The following is a 21,004-nucleotide window of genomic DNA, read 5'->3' on the forward strand; positions in this document are numbered from 1 at the left end:
AGATGTTTAATCGCGATCGTTGGAAAGAAATAATAGAAACACTGACCTCTAATTGGTTTAGAACAGTACTCACAGCCTTTGGAGTATTCTGGGGAATTTTCATTTTGATCATTCTGCTAGCTGCTGGTAAAGGTTTTGAAAATGGAATCAATTTAGAGTTTGGCGATACAGCTACAAACACCATATTTATGTGGACCCGCACTGCCACTAAACCTTATATGGGTATGCCTAAGAACAGAAGGTTTAATTACAAAATCACGGATGTATCAGATATAAGAGAAAGTGTAAAGGGTATAGATATCATTTCACCAAGAAATCAAATAGGTGATTTTGAAGGCAATGATAACGTAGTACGGGGTCTGAAAACAGGTGCATTTGATGTATATGGTGATTATCCGGATATCATCAAACAGGAGCCGATGAAAATTACAAGCGGCCGCTTTGTGAATTACAACGATATCAATGAAAAAAGAAAGGTAGCTGTAATTGGTGAAGGAGTTAAAAAGATTTTATACGAAAAGGATGAATCAGTTTTAGGCTCTTATATCAAGATCAATGGAGTGAATTTTATGGTGGTGGGGACTTATAAAAAGGTCAATAGTGATGGTAATGAAGGTGCTCAAAAAGAAATTTACACACCATTTACTGCATTTTCTCAAGCCTTCAATATGGGTCAAGCGGTAGGTTGGATGGCAATTACTGCTCAGGATGGTGTTCCTATTACCTCTATAAAAGAAGATATTTTTAAGGTAGTGCGAAAAAATCATAAGATTCATCCCGAAGATCAACGCGCTATAGGTCATTTCGATTTACATCGAGAATATGGGAGAGTAGAAAGCTTGTTTGGCGGTATTCGATTTATCGCATATTTCGTAGGTATTATGGTGTTGTTATCCGGAGTTATTGGTGTTAGCAATATTATGTTAATCGTTGTAAAGGAACGCACTAAAGAAATTGGAATTCGAAGAGCACTTGGAGCGCCTCCATCTAATATTCGCTCGCAGATTTTAACCGAATCAGTATTTTTAACGATCATATCGGGTATGACGGGAATTATTCTTGGAACACTATTTATTTATGCAATTAACAGCCTGCTTGATGCAAGTGGACCAGTAGATATGTTTGCGAATCCTAGTGTTAACTTAGGCGTAGTAACCATTGCATTAACTATCTTAATAGTCGCTGGATTGTTCGCTGGATTTATTCCCGCTCAAAATGCTATAAAAATAAAGCCTGTAGAGGCATTACGAACAGAATAATCATCAATCAAAATCAATTTTAAACAGTAACCAAAATGAAAAAATCAGTAACCATTATCATCCTCTTCCTAATTGTAGTGTTGTTTGGTGGGTCCTTATACTATTTGTATTCAAAAAATAATGAAGACCCCGTGGTTTATGAAATTGAAAAACCGACAACTCGCAATATTGTGAAAAAGGCGGTTGCCACAGGAAGTATTCTTCCTTTAGAAGAGGTGCTCATCAAACCAAACATCTCTGGTGTAATCCAGGAAGTTTATGTGGAAGGTGGAGATTATGTGAAGGAAGGCGATTTACTTGCTAAGATTCGAGTAATCCCTAATTTAAACTCATTAAATGAGGCTAGAAATGGCATAAACACTGCTAAGATTACCTTAGACAATGAAAAGCGAAATTATGACCGCCAACAAGAGTTATTTGGTAAAAGTGTCATCTCAAGGCAAGACCTAGAGCGAGCTGAAGTTACTTACAAACAAGCATTACAAGGCTATAATGCTGCAAATCAGCGTTACGATATTGTGAAGACTGGTAGTACAAAAGGCTTGGGAAGTTCTGCTAATACCTTAATACGATCTACCGTTGCAGGTATGGTTTTAGAAGTTCCTGTCGAAAAGGGAAATCAGGTCATTGAAAGCAACAACTTTAATGAAGGTACAACCATTGCCGCGTTGGCAGATGTAAATAAAATGATCTTCGAAGGTAAAGTTGATGAATCTGAGGTTGGTAAGATCAAAGAAGGGCTTCCTTTAGAAATTACTGTGGGAGCTATCGAAAACACCACCTTCGATGCCGTGTTAGATTATATAGCGCCTAAGGGAAAGTTGGAGAATGGAGCTATTCAATTTGAAATAAAAGGAACGCTCAAAAAACAAGATTCAACATTTATACGTGCCGGATTAAGTGCCAATGCAAGCATCATCTTAGGAAAAGCCAACGATGTGCTAGCAATAAAAGAAGCATTAGTTCAATTTGATAAGGAAACAAAGATGCCTTTTGTAGAAGTAGCTTCGGGGCCTCAGCAATTTGAGCGGAAGGATATTGAAATTGGTATTAGTGATGGTTTATATCTTGAAATAAAAAGCGGTATCTCCGAAAGTGATGAAATAAAAGTGTGGAATGAAATTGAAGAGCCAGAAGAGGAGAATGATAACTAGAACTTAGTTTATTCCCAACTTGTTAAATACTTTAACAAAACATTCACATAGCAGCTTGTAACATAACGCTAACCCAATAGTCTTACATACCATAAACGGTGCTACGCCAAACGCTTAACATAGTTTTAATATAGTTCAAGAATACAAATGTGTAATCTTGTATTAACTAAATAACTGACCATGATTGAAATAAAAGATCTTCATAAGTCTTATATAATGGGGAGTAACTCCCTACATGTTTTAAAAGGAATCGATTTTAATGTAGAAGAAGGAGAACTTGTTGCCATAATGGGCTCTTCAGGTTCTGGAAAATCAACCTTACTTAACATATTAGGAATGTTAGATGTTGCCGACGAAGGGAGCTATACTTTAGACAGCGTTCCTATTAAAAATTTGAATGAAAAAAAGGCAGCGCAGTATCGCAATAAGTTTTTAGGATTCATTTTTCAATCCTTTAACCTTATTAACTATAAAACGGCAATGGAAAATGTCGCATTGCCATTATACTACCAAGGAGTTTCAAGAAAAGAGCGTCAAGAGAAAGCATTAAAATATTTAGGTCAGGTTGGTTTAGCCGAATGGGCAACACACTTGCCTAGTGAGCTTTCTGGTGGACAAAAACAACGTGTTGCTATAGCACGTGCAATGGCATCTGAGCCTAAAGTATTACTCGCAGATGAGCCTACTGGAGCACTAGATAGTACTACCTCATACGAAGTAATGGAGTTGATTCAAAAAATTAACGATGAAGGAAATACCATTTTGGTGGTAACACACGAAGAGGACATTGCTAAAATGTGCAAACGTATAGTGCATTTAAAAGATGGCATTATAGAGAAAGACGAAAAAATAGAACAAGTTAGAGCATCAGAGTATGTTTAGTCGCGACCGCTGGCAGGAAATATTTCAAACGATTTCAAAGAATAAGCTACGAACCTTTTTAACTGGGTTTGCGGTTGCTTTGGGTATTTTCATTTTTGTAGTACTTGTTGGTTTTGGAAACGGATTGAAAAATACCTTTCAGGAGTTTTTTCTTGATGATGCTACCAATACATTATTTCTTTTTGCAGGTAAAACAACAAAGCCATATAAGGGCTTTAAGTCAAATCGATTTATACAGTGGGAAAACAATGATCTGGAAGATATCAAAAAGAACTTCCCAATGTTTGTGCAGTATATCACTCCAAGAATTACTAGAGGGGCCTTTGTAAAATATAAGAACGAATCAAATAACTATACCACTAGAGCAGTTGCACCCGGACATCAATTTGTCGAAAAGACGATTATGATGAAAGGACGATATCTCAATGAATATGATATTGAAAAACGAACTAAAAATGTAGTAATAGGCCGACTAGTTGCAAAAGACCTTTTTAAAGGGGAAGACCCTATTGGTAAGTATATCGATATGGGAGATATTGCCTGGAAGGTAGTTGGAGTTTTTCAAGATGATGGAGGTGATAATGAAGAACGATATATCTATTTATCCTATACAACAAGACAACTAATTGAAAAGAATAATGACAAGCTAGGTCAAATTATCGTTGCTTTTAAACCTGAATTGGGTCACCAAGGAGGTCTTGCATTTGAAAGATCATTATCAAAGTTTTTAAAGGATAAAAAGAATATTGCACCTGATGATCAAGGTGGTATTTTTATCAGAAATGTAGCTGATCAATTAAAGCAGAATCAACAATTTGCTACCGTTCTTCAATATATTTTTGGTACGATTGCGATTGGAACACTCGTCTTCGGAATGATAGGTGTAGGTACGATTATGTTGTTTGTGGTAAAGGAACGTACTAAAGAGCTTGGTATTAGAAAGGCATTAGGCGCAACACCAAAATCGGTGATAAATATGGTACTACAGGAGGCAGTGTTTATTACAACTATTGCTGGCTATATCGGTATGTTTTTAGGCATTGGAGTGTTGAGCGGCATAAAGGATTCATTGGATGAATATTTTATTAAAAATCCTTATATCGGAATGGGAACGGCAATTTTTGCAACCATTTTGTTAATTCTTTTTGGAGCACTTGCAGGTTTTATACCAGCGCGAAGAGCTGCTAGAATTAAACCAATAGAAGCATTAAGAGATGAATAATAACCTAAATAAAGACAATCATGAAGTTACTTTTTAGTAGAGATGTTTGGAGTGAGATCTTTGCCTCAATAGGGAAGAATAAACTTCGTACTGCAATCACTATTGTGGGAGTTCTTTGGGGTGTTTTTATCTACATCGGACTTTCTGGTGCTGCAAAAGGAATGGACAATGGTTTTGAAAGAGCATTCGAGAATGTAGCGATGAACAGTTTATTCGCATGGGCGCAAAGTACAAGTATGCCACATGCTGGTTTTAAGACAGGAAGACCACTTCGTTTAAAGATGGAAGATGCTACGACATTAACCAATAGAATTCCAGAGATTCAATATGTCGCACCAAGAAATGCGAAAGGCGTTTTTGATGGCAGTGGAGGAGCTCAAGTTGTAAGAGGTCAAAAGACGGGTAATTATACGATTTATGGAGATTTTCCTGTATTTACAAAAATAGCAACCAAGAAGATTTATGATGGAGGCCGATTTATTAATGATTCAGATATAGAAAACAACAGAAAAGTCTGTGTGATCGGAGAACGTACGCAGCGCGAACTTTTTGATGAGGATGAAGAAGCTGTAGGAGGGTATATCAGAATTGATGACATATATTTTCAAGTAATTGGTGTACATAAGTTCGTTCCTGGTGGTGGATTTGAAAGTGATAGCGATGTGTTTATTCCTTTCTCAACGTATAGAAAATTGTATAATACAGGGCAAAATGTCGACTGGTTTTCAATTGCAGCCTATGATGATGCTGATGTTGTGGCTGTTGAAGAAGAAATAAAAGCTGTTTTAAAAAGTGTTCACAAAGTACATCCTGATGATGAAAGAGCATTTGGCACTTTTAATTTAGGGGAGATATTTAACAGAATTACCGGTTTTGCAAAAGGAATAAATTTCCTGTCACTTGTAGTAGGTATTGCATGTATCCTGGCCGGAGTAATAGGTATCGGTAACATCTTATTAATATCAGTAAAAGAACGTACTAAAGAACTAGGAGTTCGAAGAGCCTTAGGCGCAACACCGTCAGAGGTTAGAGGTCAAATACTTATGGAGGCTGTTACATTAACAATACTAGCAGGTATTATGGGAATTATTTTGGGAGCTTTCACGTTATGGATAATCGACAAACAGACAGCAGGATCTGATTTCCCTTATACTAATCCAACGGTGCCGATTCCTTATTTGGTAGGGGCATTTTTAATAATGATCATTTTAGGCACATTAATCGGATTGATCCCCGCCCAACGTGCCGTGAGTATAAAGCCAATTGATGCATTAAGAGAAGAGTAAACTAGATAACAACCTTATATAATTAAACAAATACAATGAAAATTTTAAAATACATATTAATCGCAGTCTTTGTTTTAGGAGCATTATTTGCCGCTGCCTTTTTTATAAAGTCTAATAGCAAATCACCTATTACATTTAAGACAGAGAGCCCTTTTAAAACAAATATCGAACAAAAGACAGTCGCTACGGGTAAGGTAGTTCCTGAAGAAGAAATTGAGGTAAAACCTCAGGTTACGGGTATTATTGAAAAAATATTTGTTGAAGAAGGAAAAGAGGTTCGGTCGGGAGATCTTATTGCAAAAATTAAAGTAGTGCCTAATGAACAATCGTTAAATGGTGCTAGAGGTCGAGTTCGTAATGCTGAAATAACACTTAGAAATGCGAAAATCGATTTTGATCGTAATAAAGATATTTTCGATAAAGGGGTAATCTCTCAACAAGATTTCCAGAATATTCAGTTGCGCTATGATCAAGCCAAGCAAGAACTTCAAAATGCCCGTAATGATCTGCAAATTATTCGTCAAGGATCAACAGGTGGAGCTCAGGCAATCACTAACATTCGCGCTTCGGTAAGCGGTACAATTTTAGAGATTCCGGTTGAGGAAGGTGACCAAGTAATACAAAGTAACAACTTTAATGCAGGTACTACGGTTGCAACTATTGCTGATATGAAAAAAATGATCTTTGAAGGTAAAGTTGATGAAGGAGAGGTTGGAAAGCTTCAGGTAGGAATGCCTTTAAAAGTGAGTTTAGGTGCTATCGAAGATCAAGAATTTGAAGCAAAGTTAAAGTTCATTGCTCCTAAAGGTAATGAAGAGCAAGGTGCAGTTCAGTTCAGAATTGAAGGGGATGTTTACCTAGAAGAAAATTTTTATGTCCGTGCCGGATATAGTGCAAATGCATCTTTAGTACTTGATAAAAAAGAAGATGTGCTTGCTATTAAAGAAGCATTGTTACAATTCGATAAAGAAACTAATGAGCCTTACGTAGAAATCTCAACAGGTGATCAAACTTTTGAACGTCGTGATATTAAAACAGGAATTTCTGACGGAGTTAATATCGAAGTCTTAGAAGGTCTTGTAGAAGGCGATAAGATTAAAGTTTGGAATCAAACTGAACCTAAGAAGAAAGAAGGTGAAGATGATGATGAAGCAGGCGAAGAAGTAGCTGATTAATCATTCGATAGGACAAAATAAATAAACTAAATAACCAAAACTTTGTTTGACCTTTTTTAAAAGGTTGAATAGGGTATCATCAATCAAATCAATCATAAAAATCAAGTCAATGAAAATTAAATTAATAGGTGCAGGTTTAGCACTCTCTTTAACAATGACCATTCAAGCTCAGGTAAAGAAATGGACCTTGAGGGAATGTGTTGACTACGCAATAGAAAATAATATTACCGTAAAACAATCAGAATTGAATGTTGAAGGTGCTGAGGTTGATAAAAAAGGAGCAGTAGGCAACTTTTTACCAAGCCTTAATGCATCCGCATCACATTCTTGGAATATTGGTCTGAACCAAAATATTACAACGGGTTTACTTGAAAATCTAACGACCCAATTTACGTCGGCAAGAATGGACCTTGGAGTGAATGTTTTTGGTGGCTTACAAAATGTAAATAGGTTGCATCGTGCTAATTTGGCTATTCTTTCTAATCAATACCAGTTAGATGATATAAAGGATGATATTCGCTTATTAGTGGCAAACTCGTATTTACAAGTAGTATTTAATCGGGAGTCTTTAAAAGTTCAGAATGCTCAGTTCGAGTCTACAAGGCAAGACCTAGAGCGTACAAAAGAGTTAGTTGATTCTGGTGTAGTGCCAAAAGGTGATTTGTTAGAAATTGAAGCTACTGCCGCGACCTTAGAACAAAGCATTGTTAATGCTGAAAATGCATTACGTCTTTCGAAAATTTCGTTAGCTCAAGCTTTGTTGATTACGGATTATGAGAATTTTGATATCTCGGATGACGACTATCTTGTGCCAACAACCGTTATATTCGATAACGACCCTAAGTCGATTTACGAAAAGGCTTTGACGTTTAGAAACGATATTAAAGTTTCTGAAATGGCAGTCCAGATTGCAGAGAAAGATGTGAAAATTGCAAAAGGGGGCATGCTACCTTCTTTAGATGCATTTTATAGCTATGATACGAGAGCATCTAATAATGATATTCGAGTAGGTACTGATTTAACAGTAGATCCTACAAACCCAACACAAACGATTGGTACGGTGGAAGGTACTGGACAAAATGTGATAACCCCTAACTTTATTGCATCGCCAATTACCGAAAAAGCTGATCCTTACTTTGATCAATTTAGTCGTAACGACGGTCACCGTTTTGGCGCAAGTTTAAGTATTCCTATTTTAAATGGCTTTCGTTCTCGAAATAGTGTAAAGCGAAGTGAAATTGCTTTGAAACGAGCAAAATTCAATTTTGAACAAGAAAAATTGAACTTAGAAACTACGGTTAATCAAGCTTATAACGATGCTTTGGGAGCAGGAAAAGCTTTTGAAGCAGCGCAAAAAACCTTACAAGCAAGACAAACCGCTTTTGAATATTCACAAGAGCGTTTCAATGTAGGTTTATTAAATTCTTTTGATTTTAATCAAACGAAACAACGCCTTATTCAAGCAGAAGCTGAAGTAGTGCGTACTAAGTACAACTATATCTTTTTAACGAAGGTGTTAGAATTTTACTTCGGTATACCGATCACGGATATACGATAGTAAATAGGAAATAAGCTATTTAAAATACCATTAAATTCTTTTCAGAATGCTGGACAAGAGAACTACTGCACGCTATTTTATTGTTGCAGTAGTTGTTGTTATGGCTACCTGGATTATTCATGAATTTGCTCATTGGCTAACTAGCAGGTTTTTTGGCTACGATGCGATAATGACTTTAAACGGTACTTTTTATGAAAGCTATGAAAAACCAACTATTGAACATTCCACTATAGTTTCCGCAGCAGGACCTTTAATAACTATTTTACAAGGTGCAATAATATTTGTTTTTTTAAAATTGAAGAGCTGGAACAAGTATTTGTTTTTAGGCTTGTTCGTGGCTTTTTATATGCGATTCTTAGCAGGAATTATCAATATAATTAAGCTAAACGATGAAGCTCGAATTAGTGAATATTTAGAAATTGGCACATTTACTCTGCCAATAGTAGTTAGTGGGCTTTTGTTTTCTATGGTTTTCGTAATCAGTAAAAAGTACCAATTAAGTAGGAAGTTTCTTGGGATAACTACCTTAATCGTAATGTTTTTAAGTTCGGTTCTAATTCTGATGGATCAGTTTTTTCATTTTAGATTATTGTGAATCTATTCAGAAATAATGGATTAGTTTTCTTCAAAGTATTTTATGTTTAGGTCTTTATTTTCCTTTAATTTTACCGTATGGCATACATCCTTAATATTGAAACAGCAACAACTAATTGTTCAGTATCTGTCGGAGAAAATGGTGAGCTGAAATCGCTTGTGGAGTTGAATGAGAAAGAGTATTCTCATGCTGAAAACCTTCACGTTTTTATTAAACAGGCTATTGCAGAGGCAGGGATAAATTTAAGCGATTTAAGTGCAATTGCTGTAAGTAAAGGGCCAGGTTCTTATACCGGATTGCGTATTGGTGTTTCGGCTGCAAAAGGACTGGCTTTTTCGCTGGATATTCCCTTAATAGCTGTGACGACATTAACATCGATGGCCCATCAAAATAACAATCCGGCTGACTTTATTATCCCAATGCTCGATGCTAGAAGAATGGAAGTATATGCCCAAGTACATGATACAAATAAAACCCCTTTAAAAGAAACAACTGCCGAGATAATCGAAGAGACTTCTTTTGCTGAATACTTAGCCAAAGGAACAGTATCTTTTATTGGTAATGGCGCAACGAAATGCCAAGGTGTTATCACGCATAAAAATGCCATTTTTGATAATAACATCTTAGAACCTACTGCTAAGGAAATGGTGTCGATATCCTATGAAAAATATAAAAATAAGGAGTTCGAAGATGTGGCCTATTTCGAACCTTATTATTTAAAAGATTTCATTGCAGGTAAGAAAAAGGCCTAACCTTGCTTTTCTATTTCGACTGATGTTGGATACGGAATCTCAATACCAGCAGCGTCTAAAGCGTTCTTGCTATTTTCTAAGGTGTCAAAATACACATCCCAATAGTGCTCTACAGCAACCCATGGTCTAACTGCCATGTTGATGGAACTGTCAGCAAGCTCAGTAACTGTAACCGCCGGAGCCGGATCGGTAAGAACCTTTTCTTGATCAGTAAGCACTTTTAGAAGTACATCTTTAGCCTGTTTCATATCAGTATCGTATGCTACACCAATAACATGATCGATTCGTAATTTTCCTTCGGCAGAATAGTTGATAATATTTCCATTAGATAATGAACCGTTAGGGATAATTATGAGTTTGTTTTGAGGCGAATTTATTTTGGTTGTAAATATCTCAATCTCTTTTACTACACCAAGTTCCCCTTGTGCCTCTATAAGATCACCAATTTTAAATGGTTTAAAAAGCATTATTAGTACACCACCGGCAAAATTTGCAAGCGAGCCTTGTAATGCTAATCCAACGGCTAGGCCGGCTGCGGCAAGTATGGCAGCAAAAGAGGTGGTTTCTACGCCCAAAGTTCCCAAGGCGGCTATAACCACTAGTGCTTTTAAAATCCAACCTAGTAAATTTGATAGAAACCTTTGAAGGCTTTCGTCATAATTGGCCTTACTCATTACTTTACCAATAACTCGAATAACCCTATTTATGATCCAAGATCCAATAACCCATATTGCTATTGACGCAACTAATTTTGGGCCGAACTCCGAAATTAAATCAATTCCTTTTTCAATCCATTTATCCATTCTTACGCAAATTAGGTTTTTAGAAAGTTACAAAAAAGAGAACGCTCTCTAATAACAACGGAAGACGAAAAACTATATTATTTCAAAACTATGTCTAGTTGATCAATTGCAGCATCCACTTCTGTCACTGGTAATTTACAAGCACCTTCTACACAAACATAGATCATTGTTTCACCTTCAGTATATCGGTTCTCTAGTAAGTACAAATTTGATTCGCCTTTACTACCAACAATAAGTTTATTTGGGATATAGGTTTTATTCAATTCAGCTATTCGCTTTTTCGCATCTTCTCCCACAATGGCCACTTCGTAATATTCCCCGACAAAATTTAGCATAAGATCTAACCAATTGGAATGGCTCGTTGGATATTGATCGATATTTGGTTTCACACTATTAAGCATATTAACCGCCGAGGTTTTATATTGCTTATTACCAAAATACAATGCTAGATCATATAGGTTTTTCGCCATAATCGAATTCGACGCTGGAATTACATTATCAAGCTGTTCGATACTTCTGCTTACAAGCGCGGCGTCTTCATTTGAAGTAAAGAAGAAAAACCCACTTTTATTATCGTAAAAGTGATCGAATGCGTAATTGGTCAAATCTCTAGAAAGATTTAGCCATTGTGCGTCGAGGGTGCTTTCATATAAAGCGATAAAAGCTTGAATAGTTGCCGCGTAATCTTCTAAATAACCATTTATCGAGCTTGTTCCGTCTTTATACGTATGGTTTAGTCCACCATCAGGGCGTAGCTGTTTGTTTTTTATAAAGGTTGCATTTTTTATAGCAATGTCTAGATAATGCTCATTGCCAAAAACGCGATACGCATCGACATAACCTTTAAGCATTAAGGCATTCCATGAAGTAAGACTTTTATCGTCTAACCTAGGACGATTTCTTTTAGCACGTATATGGAATAATTTTGTTTTTGCAGTTGCAATTTGGTCCTGTAATTCTTCGACGGTAATATTGTGTTTTTTTGCGATCTCTTTTTCATCTTCATCACGAATCAATACATAGTTTTTCTTTTCCCAGAAACCATAATTATTAATGTTGTAGTAGTCCTTAAAAACATCGAATGATGAACCTAAGATCTCTTCTAATTCATCCTTTTTCCAAACGTAAAATGCACCTTCCTCTAACTCATTATTTTCATCTAAGCTATCAGCATCTAATGAAGAATAAAATGCGAATTCATCACTCATTAATTCGCGTTCTACGAAAGTTAAACTTTCTTCGATAGTTCGTTTGTAAAGTTCATTTTCACCTAAAAGATAAGCATCAGCATATAAACTGACCAATTGCGCATTGTCATATAACATCTTCTCAAAATGAGGTACATGCCATTTATCATCAACTGAATATCTAGAAAACCCACCTCCTACGTGATCATAAATACCACCATAGGCCATTTTGGTTAGGGTGAAATTCACATAACTCATAAGCTCTTTATCATCCGTTTGATATGCTTTGCGCAATAAAAAATGGTAGTTATTTGGCATCATGAATTTAGGAGCACGATTCAATCCACCTTTTTTATTGTCAAAAGAACGAGACCAGGAGGCGACTGCTGTATTGATATTATCCAGAGTAAAGTTTGCTTCCTCAGGATTGGGTTCAATTAGATCTAGACTCTTTATTCCTTCTTCTAATTTAGTGGCATACTCGATCATTTTATCCGGATCCTTCTGATATAATTCTGATATCTGATTGATAGTTCGAGTCCATTCTTCTTTTTGAAAATAGGTGCCGCCCCAAACTGGACGGCCGTCAGGTAATGCGATGACATTTAAAGGCCAACCACCTCGGCCGGTCATGAGCTGTACTGCATTCATATATACTTGGTCGACATCAGGTCGTTCTTCGCGATCTACTTTAATATTTACAAAATTATCGTTCATGATCTTTGCCACTTCCTCATTTTCAAAACTCTCATGTTCCATAACGTGACACCAGTGGCATGCGGCATAGCCTACACTTATCAATAGCAATTTATTGTTTGCTTTTGCATATTCTAAGGGAGCTTCTTTCCAGGCTTTCCAATTCACTGGGTTTTGAGCGTGCTGTAATAAATATGGACTGGTCTCGTCTTGGAGATCATTGGTGTTAGGATTGAACATAGTAGTTTTATTTTGCCCATTGCAGGCAAATAATAGTAAAAATAGAGAGTATGTAAAGCGCTTAATCATACCTGTAAATATAAGGAATAGCCTGACATTGAATTATTAGTTTTCCTTCGTATTTATGTTAAAATAAAAAGCGCTAGTTGTAACAACCAGCGCCTATTTTTTCAAAAAGAAAAGTGAAATTATTTTACCTCAAAGGTAATCTTTACGTTTACTCGGTATTCAACTATTGAATCTCCACTAACTGCAGCACTTTGCTCGTTAATGTAAACAGACTTTATGTTTTTAACCGACTTTGAAGCTTGTTTTACAGCTTTCTTAGCTGCATCTTCCCAACTTTTATTTGAATTTGATAAGACTTCTATTACTTTTAATACTGCCATTTTTCTGGTTTTTAAGTAGTTAATAAAAAATAAAGTTACGGCTTTTGTACTTAAGAAAGAAGCAAGGAGGCAACGAATACGAATTAACCATTAATGGCCTCAACGGTTTGCACTTTATCCCCCATCATTTGTTTAAGCATATTCTCAATTCCATTTTTTAAAGTGAAGGTGGAAGAAGGACAACCACTACAAGCTCCTTGTAATACTACTTTTACTGTCTTACTTGCCTCATCATATTCTTGAAACTCAATATTACCACCATCAGATGCGACTGCAGGACGCACATATTCATCTAATATTTCAACAATTTGCTTAGAGGTATCACTTAAGTTGTCGAATTGCTTTTTTTGCTCAACTTGTTTTTCGGGTTGAAGATCAGGTGCGTCTTCTGCTATGATAGTCTTGCCATCTTCAAGATAGTTTTTAATAAACTCTCTTAGCGGAATAGTTACTTCATCCCAATTGGCAACATCATATTTAATGACTGAAATATAGTTTTCATCAAAGTATAGCTCTTTTACAAAAGGAAAACTAAATAACTCTGTAGCCATGGGAGCGTACTTCGCATCATCAATACTTTTGAATTCGATATTCTTGACTACTATCTTTTTGTTTGCCACAAACTTCATCGCAGCGGGGTTGGGTGTGCTTTCAGCATACACAGTAACAGGAATTTTCTTTTTACTCCCTTGTATAGCTTCTTGAACGATAGTGCCACCATCATTTAGATACTTTTCTATTTGCTGAGCAACTTCATCTTGCACATCTGGCCAATTGACAATGTTAAATCGCTCCGCAGCAACAAAGTTTCCGGAGATATATACTTTTTTTACAAAAGGAAGGTAAAATAACTGTTGCGCCAATGGTGAATTTTGGGCTTCGTCTATATTATTATACTCGTAACTGGTATGCTTTGTTAAAAAATGATTGGCTTCAAACTTAACAATTGCAGGGTTACTTGTTTCAGATACCGTAATGGTGTAATTACTCATTGCAAATTTCTTTTTGCAAAGATAAGAAAAAGGGATAGGGGATGATCAAACAATTAATGGACTATTTCGACTGTTTTATCTTATTTATTCTTTACTAAAACAACAAAATAGGTACTATTGTCGTTATAAGGTTCGATTGCTTTTTTTGTTAAAAGGAATTAAGAAGCTAATTAACTAAATTTAATATATTTGAAAGGTGCTTAAACTGCAGGCTTATGTTGCATTGGTACATTTCATATCTTATTTCCCAACTGGTTTTAAATGTGGCTGGTTAAATAAGTGCCATAACTTATGAATTTGAAAAAACGCTACTTTGTTTTTGCTTTTCTAATAGCCCAATTTACCTATGCTCAAGAAGGTGTTCCCGTTTATTTAGACTATTTTGCTGATAACTATTATTTGGTTTATCCGTCGATGGCTGGTGCTGGTAATGGCTTAAAAATTAGAGCGACTGCCCGTAAGCAATGGTTTGATGTTGAAGATGCACCAGAATTGCAGACTATAAATGCCCATTATCGTGTAAATGACCAATCGGGAATTGGGGGAATTATTTTTAATGATCAAAACGGATTTCATTCTCAAAAAGGATTTTATCTAACATACGCGCATCACTTGCGCTTTTCTAGATCTAATTTAGATTTGAATCAACTCTCATTTGGTTTAAGTGCAGGTGTGATACAAAGTGAATTAGATGAAACTAATTTTGATCCTTTAGATTTCGATCCGATTATCGCAGGTATTAAGCAAAGTACTGGATACTATAATGTCGATTTCGGAATGTCCTATCATTATCTTGATTTTTATGCGCACGTTGCTGTAAAAAATGCATTGTTTCGAAATCGAAATATTAATGGTGAATTCGAATCGAACAATCAGCGAAACTATTTATTCTCCATGGGATATGTTTTTGGAGGTTCAAGCCTTTGGAATTTTGAACCATCTGTGTTATTTCAGTTAAGAGAATTTACAACCGAAAAAGCGATCGATGCGAATTTAAAGGCATATCGCAAATTCGATTGGGGTCGTCTTTGGGGTGGACTTTCATACCGAAGCAGTTTTAATGGAGCTGAGTTCATTAACGGAAACCAAATTGATAATCAACGTTTAAATTGGGTTTCACCAATAGTAGGTATAAATTATAACAGCTTTATGTTCGCTTATACCTATACCAATCAACTGGGAAATCTAAAATTCGATAACGGTGGTTTTCATCAAATAACAATCGGTTTCGATTTATTTAAAGCCAAAGAGCCTTACGATTGTAACTGTCCAGCTGTGAATTACTAGTATTCAGTAGGCAGTGGCAGTAAGCAGTTCTTCTCGTAGTAACTTCCAATATTTAAAATTCCAAATCCCAACTTTGAACAGTTGTCAGTTCAAGTGATTTTGATTGACTGACAGGGAAATCAAAATAGTATCGAGAACCCTTCTGAAGAACAGTTTTTCCCTAGGTTTTTTCAACGAGTCGCACAGAGCTTTCACAGAGATTCACAGAGATTCACAGAGAATTTCAATTTCAAAACCAAAATCCCAAACCCAAAGCGATATTTTTGGAATTTGGAATTTACTTTTTTTGGAATTTCAATAGCAGCAGGCTACCATTGATATCCTTTAGTCTTAGCCTGTCTTTTAATGGTATTAATCATCGCATTTTCTAGATCAGCTTTGTCAGTGCCTTCTTTTTGTTTGGCAGCAATAAATACGGTTCGCTTTTTATTCAAATCCTGAATTTCTTTCTGGATTTTTTTTCGTTCAGCACTTTTTGTTGCTACATACGCTTTTAGCTGAGCTGTTGATTTATCCTGTAGTTCTTTCGGTAACTTCTTCTTTTCAATTTTAGCATAACTAAAGTCATCTTCTTTTTCTGCATCTACCAAGTCCCATTGGCTGTTATTATAAAGTCGACCACTTTTAGTCACTGCACGTTTAACACTTACTACTTCATCAAGTTCTGCCGCATTAGAGTCTTGCGCTCGTTGTTTTATAGACTTTGCAACACCATAGCTTCCATAAGGAACATAGGTGTTGTTCAATTTTGAATTCAGTTGAATAATAATATCATCATATGGTGTTGAAATATGAACAACAGCGCGATTATGATCAATATTCATATAATCACCTCGGCCAAGATCTGCGCCATCTTTCCAATGGGTTTGTACACCACTTCGGTAGTCACCACAGTAAATAGTATTTACAACAATATCTTTTTCTTTAGCATCGGTAATTGCATCTTTATAACTTAAACGACCTTGATTAAATGGTTCATTTCCTGCAATAAATACCATTCTAAGGTCATCATCATTTTTACCCCAATCTAATTGTTTGATCGACGTATTAATTACCTGTCCACAAAATTCACTACCGCCATTAGTAGTTAATGAAAATAGCTTTTCTGATATTTCATCAAGATCATTGCTAAAACCGATTACTTGTTTTATATATCCTTCTCTAGATGATAGCCTGTCATTACCATATTCATACAAGGCGATTTCAAGATTGGGTTGCACACTTCTGCATTTTGCATACGAAAGCTGGTTTACGATTTCCCATAATTGCGCTTTAGCTTGATTGATCAAGCCATCCATACTATTACTAGTATCTAATAATAAAGCCACTTGAATAGTTTGCTTATAGCTTTCTTCGACAACTGGCTTATGTAGTTTTTTCTGTCTTGGTGAATGGTTCCCAAACAAGCTATTTATTTGCAGCAGTCCAACCAACATGAGTACATAAGTAATTCGATTTTTCATGATGTATTATTTTAAATTGATGGGATAAAACTACGTTTGAGACCGAAAACAAAATAGTCAGAATAAGGCATTAAGCTGTTTGTTTGAGTAAACGCCCCCATTTTTTGAGTGAACGGGAATCTTAGTACTTAAAAAGCGTAACAATTTGGTGTTTTAGCAGAAACGCCATTTTTCTAAACGATTTATAGGTTGTAAGTTTGGTTATTATGAAAATAAAGAGTGCCATTATTTTAGTTGTTTTCCTATGTCTTTCGCTCACTACTAAGGCCCAGCGCACTACTTTTGATAGCAAGCCGACTTTTAATTTAAAAGGGGTCGTAATGTATAAGGACTCGCGAAGACCCATTAAAAACGTACATGTTTACATCATTGGGGGTAGATCGACCTATACGCTTCCTGATGGTAGTTTTTTAATTAAAGCGAGTGCTAATGATGAGTTGGTTTTTGAGCATAAGGATATTGAAACAAAATACTATGTCATTAAAGATGATGAAGATATAAAGCTGCTTGTAGATGAGAACGCCCATGGGGTTGGGGTTGAGGATAGTGAAAAAGAAGAAGCGCGCACACTAGAATTAAAGAGTAAGAAAATGAAAACGTCAAGCAGGACCCCATCAGTTGCTTTTCGTTTTGATGATGCACTCGATTCCGCAAAGTTTTACCAAAGAAAAGATGTTGCTAAAAGTGTTCAGTTTGTAGAGAAATCCTTGCAAACTTTAGGAAAAAGAAGAGATAATACTAGGCAAGCACAGGCATTTCGAGTGTTGGGAGATACGTATATGTATTGGGAGCAATATGATCTCGCAGTAAGCAACTATAAAACATCTTTGTCTTCTGTTTCTTCTGATGAGGTGATGTTGAAATTAGCAAGAGCTCATTTAAGTAATAATGAGCCACAAGAAGCAAAATCAAGCTTTAATCGTTTGTTAAAAAGCCGACTTTCTATTTATGAAAAGATTGAGGTTTATGAAGGCTTGGGCGATGCCAACAAAGCCTTAAACGAAAAATCGGCTGCTGAAAGTAATTATAACAGTGCTTTAAAGTTGGCTAAAGACAATAAGGTAACACCCAAAATTACCGATCTGAATTCCAAGCTGGGAGAGTTATTTGCGGCTTCAGGGGAGCTACAGCAAGCAGAAGGCTTATTTCAAAATTCAATTCAAGCAGCGGAAGGAGAGAACTTGAAAAGAGCTGCCGTACAAAAGGAGAAGGTAGCGGATTTTTACAGTGCAAATAATCAGTTTGATAAGGAGATTGAATTGAGAAAACAGAATCTGGACGTAATCGATAAAATAAATGATAGTATTATTACTCAAGATGATGCACCCGAGGCGATCACGCGTCAAAAAACCAATTATAAAATTGGTGCAGCACTGGCAAATCAGCAGAAGTTTAATGAGGCCATTCCTTTTTTAGAAGAAAGTATTGCAGAGGCAGATAAAAGTGAAGATATCATTGTAAAAAAAGACGCTACAAGACGATTGTCAGAAGTATATGAAAATTTGGGTGACTATAACAAAGCCTATACGACCTATAGAGAGTATGTCGAGTTAGTGGATACCTTAGTGGTTAAAAAAGAACAACAAATATCGCAAGCTGCTCGATTTAGCAAAAATATTACCGAACAGCAAAGTCGGATTTCTAGTCTTGAAAAAGATCGCGAGCTTACCGAAAGTAAAATGGATTTGATTTCTGCAGAAAGGCAGCTCACAACAGAAGCTAACAAACGGCAGCAAACAACAATATATGGCCTAATTGCTGGGATTTTATTGCTCGTGGTTGCAGGGTTTTTTATGTATCGTAGTATCAGGCAGCAGAAAATTGCCAATAATTTGTTGGCTTTGCGTTCACTACGATCGCAAATGAATCCGCATTTTATTTTTAATGCACTTAACTCGGTAAACAGCTATATCGCCAGTAATGATGAACGAAATGCCAATAGATACTTAGCGGAATTTTCCACCTTGATGCGCTCCGTATTGGAAAACTCTGATGAGGATTTTATTCCACTCAGCAAAGAGATCGAATTACTTCAACTATATACAAAGCTTGAGCACTCTCGCTTTCAGGATAAGTTTGATTATGACATTAATATAGATCCTGGAGTCGATGTCGAGGCATACACCATCCCACCGATGCTACTGCAACCTTATATCGAAAATGCCATTTGGCACGGGCTTCGATATAAAAAAGAGAAGGGGAGTTTGCTCATTAACATAAAAAATATTGATGCAGATAGCATTTGTATTACTATAGAAGATGATGGCATTGGACGAAAAGCCTCAGCGGCTTTAAAGACTAAAAATCAATTAAAGAATAAGTCAAAAGGAATGGGAAATATAAAGAAACGTATTACCATTTTAAATGATATGTATAAAGACAAAGTTGCTGTTCAGGTTGATGATATAAATGGAGACGGGTCTGGAACTTTAGTTACACTAACACTAAACAAATAAGATGCAATTACAAGCCATTATAGTTGAAGATGAAGAAACTAGTAGAGAAATTTTAAAGAATTATCTCAAAAAATACTGCCCAAAAGTCACGGTGCTTGCCGAAGCATCTAATATTACCGATGCACTTGCTTTAATAAAAAAACAGGAGCCTGACTTATTGTTTTTAGACGTGGAAATGCCTTATGGAAATGCATTTGATCTTTTGGAAAAAGTGGGCGATCATGAATTTGAAACAGTATTTGTTACAGCATACGATCATTACGCAATTGATGCATTAAATAGTCATGCATCGTACTATTTGCTTAAACCAATATCTATTGACGAATTAATAAAGGCGGTAGACCATGTTATAGCCATAAAAACCAAAGAAAACGAATTGCAAGAGCGTGTTTTAACCCCCGTTTTAAATCATGTGAATGGGAAAATCACTATCCCTCAACAAGATGGATTCGAAGTGGTTGAAATTGCTGATATTTTGTATTGCAAAGCCGATGATAACTATACTGAAATTTATGTTGGTAACAAGAAAAAGGTGGTAAGCAAAACCTTAAAATATTTTGAGAACTCCTTATCGGATTTTCCTTTTGCGCGCATACATAAGTCATATTTGGTAAATATCAATGCGATTGCCAAATACAAAAAAGGAAAGGGTGGAAGTGTAGTCCTTAATACAGGTAAAGAGATCATGGTATCTGCAAGTAGAAAAGCCCAATTACTTTCTCATTTTAAATAGAATTTGATAATAGAGCATAGAGAAAATATGCCTGAAATCATCCAAATGTCAGTTCGAGTGGTTTTTGATTGAACGAGAGTGAAAACAAAAATTGTATCGAGAACCTTTTAAAACCAACCCAAATGATAATTAAACCAGTAAACGGTAAATCTCCACAATTCGGCAAAAACAATTTCATAGCAGAAAACGCAACAATCGTAGGCGAAGTAACCTCTGGTGACGATTGTAGTTTTTGGTTCAATGCCGTTGTGCGAGGTGATGTTAATTTTATTAAGCTTGGTAACAAAGTGAATGTACAAGATGGAGCGGTGATTCATTGTACCTATGAAAAATTCGCAACTACTGTGGGCGATAATGTTTCTATTGGTCATAATGCCATTGTTCATGGTTGTACCATTCATGATAATGTGCTTATCGGTATGGGATCAATCGTGATGGATGGTTGTGTGGTGCATAGCAATTCGATCATTGCTGCTGGTGCAGTTGTTACTCAGCATACGGTTGTCGAATCAGGCTGTATTTACGCTGGAGTGCCAGCAAAAAAAGTAAAAGATATATCCCAAGAACTCATCTCCGATCAAATTGATCGTATTGCCAATAATTATGTGAAGTATTCTGGATGGTTTAGGGAATAGTCCGCAGTTTTTAGTATTCAGTTGGCAGTATAACCTTTCAATAACATTAAAGTCTCCCCTTGAGGGGAGATTTAGAGGGGTGTACTTTTGGGAAATATCACAATACCGATCAGTATGAACTCACCACAAACAGCAGACACCCATCCCCAACCCTTCCCTCAAGGGAAGGGAGTAAAATGATCTTTTTAGGAAATGGCTTGGGATAATGAGTCGACTTCAAAAACCCCAATATTCCTTTAT

18 protein-coding genes are annotated in these 21,004 nt (G+C 36.1%); 13 read left to right on the plus strand and 5 right to left on the minus strand.

From position 1 onward, the window contains the following. Window positions 1-2 precede the first annotated feature (2 nt). The 9 genes from GWK10_RS13555 to tsaB all read left to right on the plus strand — a co-directional run bounded on the left by GWK10_RS13555 (window position 3) and on the right by tsaB (window position 9,883). Entirely contained in the window at window positions 3-1,259 is a 1,257-nt protein-coding gene (locus tag GWK10_RS13555) for an ABC transporter permease (RefSeq protein ID WP_164032919.1), read from the plus strand. A 35-nt stretch (window positions 1,260-1,294) separates the two neighbouring features. Further along, window positions 1,295-2,413 (plus strand): efflux RND transporter periplasmic adaptor subunit, encoded by a 1,119-nt coding sequence (locus GWK10_RS13560; RefSeq protein ID WP_164032920.1) that lies wholly within the window; start codon window positions 1,295-1,297, stop codon window positions 2,411-2,413. A 180-nt stretch (window positions 2,414-2,593) separates the two neighbouring features. After that, a complete protein-coding gene (locus tag GWK10_RS13565; RefSeq protein ID WP_164032921.1) occupies window positions 2,594-3,295 on the plus strand; it encodes an ABC transporter ATP-binding protein in 702 nt (233 codons plus the stop codon). Then, on the plus strand, window positions 3,288-4,517 hold the full coding sequence (locus tag GWK10_RS13570) for an ABC transporter permease (RefSeq protein WP_164032922.1): 1,230 nt from the start codon (window positions 3,288-3,290) through the stop codon (window positions 4,515-4,517). Before GWK10_RS13565 ends, GWK10_RS13570 begins: the two co-directional genes overlap by 8 nt. A 20-nt stretch (window positions 4,518-4,537) precedes the next feature. Next, entirely contained in the window at window positions 4,538-5,803 is a 1,266-nt protein-coding gene (locus tag GWK10_RS13575; protein ID WP_164032923.1) for an ABC transporter permease, read from the plus strand. Window positions 5,804-5,838: 35 nt separating this feature from the next. Beyond that, window positions 5,839-6,978: an efflux RND transporter periplasmic adaptor subunit gene (locus GWK10_RS13580; protein ID WP_164032924.1), complete on the plus strand. Its 1,140-nt coding sequence runs from the start codon at window positions 5,839-5,841 to the stop codon at window positions 6,976-6,978. 109 nt (window positions 6,979-7,087) lie between these two features. Then, window positions 7,088-8,536, plus strand: a complete 1,449-nt coding sequence (locus GWK10_RS13585) for a TolC family protein (protein WP_164032925.1) — start codon at window positions 7,088-7,090, stop codon at window positions 8,534-8,536. Between the two features lie 46 nt (window positions 8,537-8,582). Beyond that, window positions 8,583-9,131: a hypothetical protein gene (locus GWK10_RS13590; protein WP_164032926.1), complete on the plus strand. Its 549-nt coding sequence runs from the start codon at window positions 8,583-8,585 to the stop codon at window positions 9,129-9,131. A gap of 77 nt (window positions 9,132-9,208) precedes the next feature. Next, on the plus strand, window positions 9,209-9,883 hold the full coding sequence (tsaB, locus tag GWK10_RS13595) for a tRNA (adenosine(37)-N6)-threonylcarbamoyltransferase complex dimerization subunit type 1 TsaB (RefSeq protein ID WP_164032927.1): 675 nt from the start codon (window positions 9,209-9,211) through the stop codon (window positions 9,881-9,883). Here tsaB and GWK10_RS13600 read toward each other — a convergent pair. From GWK10_RS13600 to GWK10_RS13615, 4 genes are all read right to left on the minus strand, one after another. Next, complete coding sequence (locus GWK10_RS13600) at window positions 9,880-10,686, minus strand: mechanosensitive ion channel family protein (RefSeq protein WP_164032928.1); 807 nt, start codon at window positions 10,684-10,686, stop codon at window positions 9,880-9,882. The two genes, tsaB and GWK10_RS13600, sit on opposite strands and share 4 nt — an antisense overlap. 77 nt (window positions 10,687-10,763) lie before the next feature. Further along, a complete protein-coding gene (locus GWK10_RS13605; protein ID WP_164032929.1) occupies window positions 10,764-12,809 on the minus strand; it encodes a thioredoxin domain-containing protein in 2,046 nt (681 codons plus the stop codon). A 188-nt stretch (window positions 12,810-12,997) separates the two neighbouring features. Then, entirely contained in the window at window positions 12,998-13,198 is a 201-nt protein-coding gene (locus GWK10_RS13610; protein WP_164032930.1) for a dodecin family protein, read from the minus strand. A gap of 83 nt (window positions 13,199-13,281) precedes the next feature. Continuing rightward, window positions 13,282-14,190, minus strand: a complete 909-nt coding sequence (locus GWK10_RS13615) for a NifU family protein (RefSeq protein ID WP_164032931.1) — start codon at window positions 14,188-14,190, stop codon at window positions 13,282-13,284. A gap of 291 nt (window positions 14,191-14,481) precedes the next feature. Between GWK10_RS13615 and GWK10_RS13620 the strand changes: the two genes are divergently transcribed. After that, a complete protein-coding gene (locus GWK10_RS13620; RefSeq protein WP_164032932.1) occupies window positions 14,482-15,477 on the plus strand; it encodes a PorP/SprF family type IX secretion system membrane protein in 996 nt (331 codons plus the stop codon). A gap of 308 nt (window positions 15,478-15,785) precedes the next feature. On the opposite strand, the gene GWK10_RS13625 is transcribed toward GWK10_RS13620, so the two are convergent. Beyond that, a complete protein-coding gene (locus tag GWK10_RS13625) occupies window positions 15,786-16,940 on the minus strand; it encodes a vWA domain-containing protein (protein ID WP_164032933.1) in 1,155 nt (384 codons plus the stop codon). Window positions 16,941-17,146: 206 nt separating this feature from the next. On the opposite strand from GWK10_RS13625, the gene GWK10_RS13630 reads away from it, so the two are divergent. The 3 genes from GWK10_RS13630 (at window position 17,147) to GWK10_RS13640 (ending at window position 20,764) form a co-directional block, all read left to right on the plus strand. Beyond that, the gene (locus tag GWK10_RS13630; protein WP_164032934.1) at window positions 17,147-19,396 is read left to right on the plus strand and encodes a histidine kinase; all 2,250 of its coding nucleotides are present in this window, start codon (window positions 17,147-17,149) and stop codon (window positions 19,394-19,396) included. A gap of 1 nt (window position 19,397) precedes the next feature. Next, the gene (locus GWK10_RS13635; protein WP_164032935.1) at window positions 19,398-20,129 is read left to right on the plus strand and encodes a LytR/AlgR family response regulator transcription factor; all 732 of its coding nucleotides are present in this window, start codon (window positions 19,398-19,400) and stop codon (window positions 20,127-20,129) included. A gap of 122 nt (window positions 20,130-20,251) precedes the next feature. After that, a complete protein-coding gene (locus tag GWK10_RS13640; RefSeq protein ID WP_164032936.1) occupies window positions 20,252-20,764 on the plus strand; it encodes a gamma carbonic anhydrase family protein in 513 nt (170 codons plus the stop codon). Window positions 20,765-21,004 lie beyond the last annotated feature (240 nt).

The organism is Spongiivirga citrea (assembly GCF_010671565.1).
Classification (GTDB): domain Bacteria; phylum Bacteroidota; class Bacteroidia; order Flavobacteriales; family Flavobacteriaceae; genus Spongiivirga; species Spongiivirga citrea.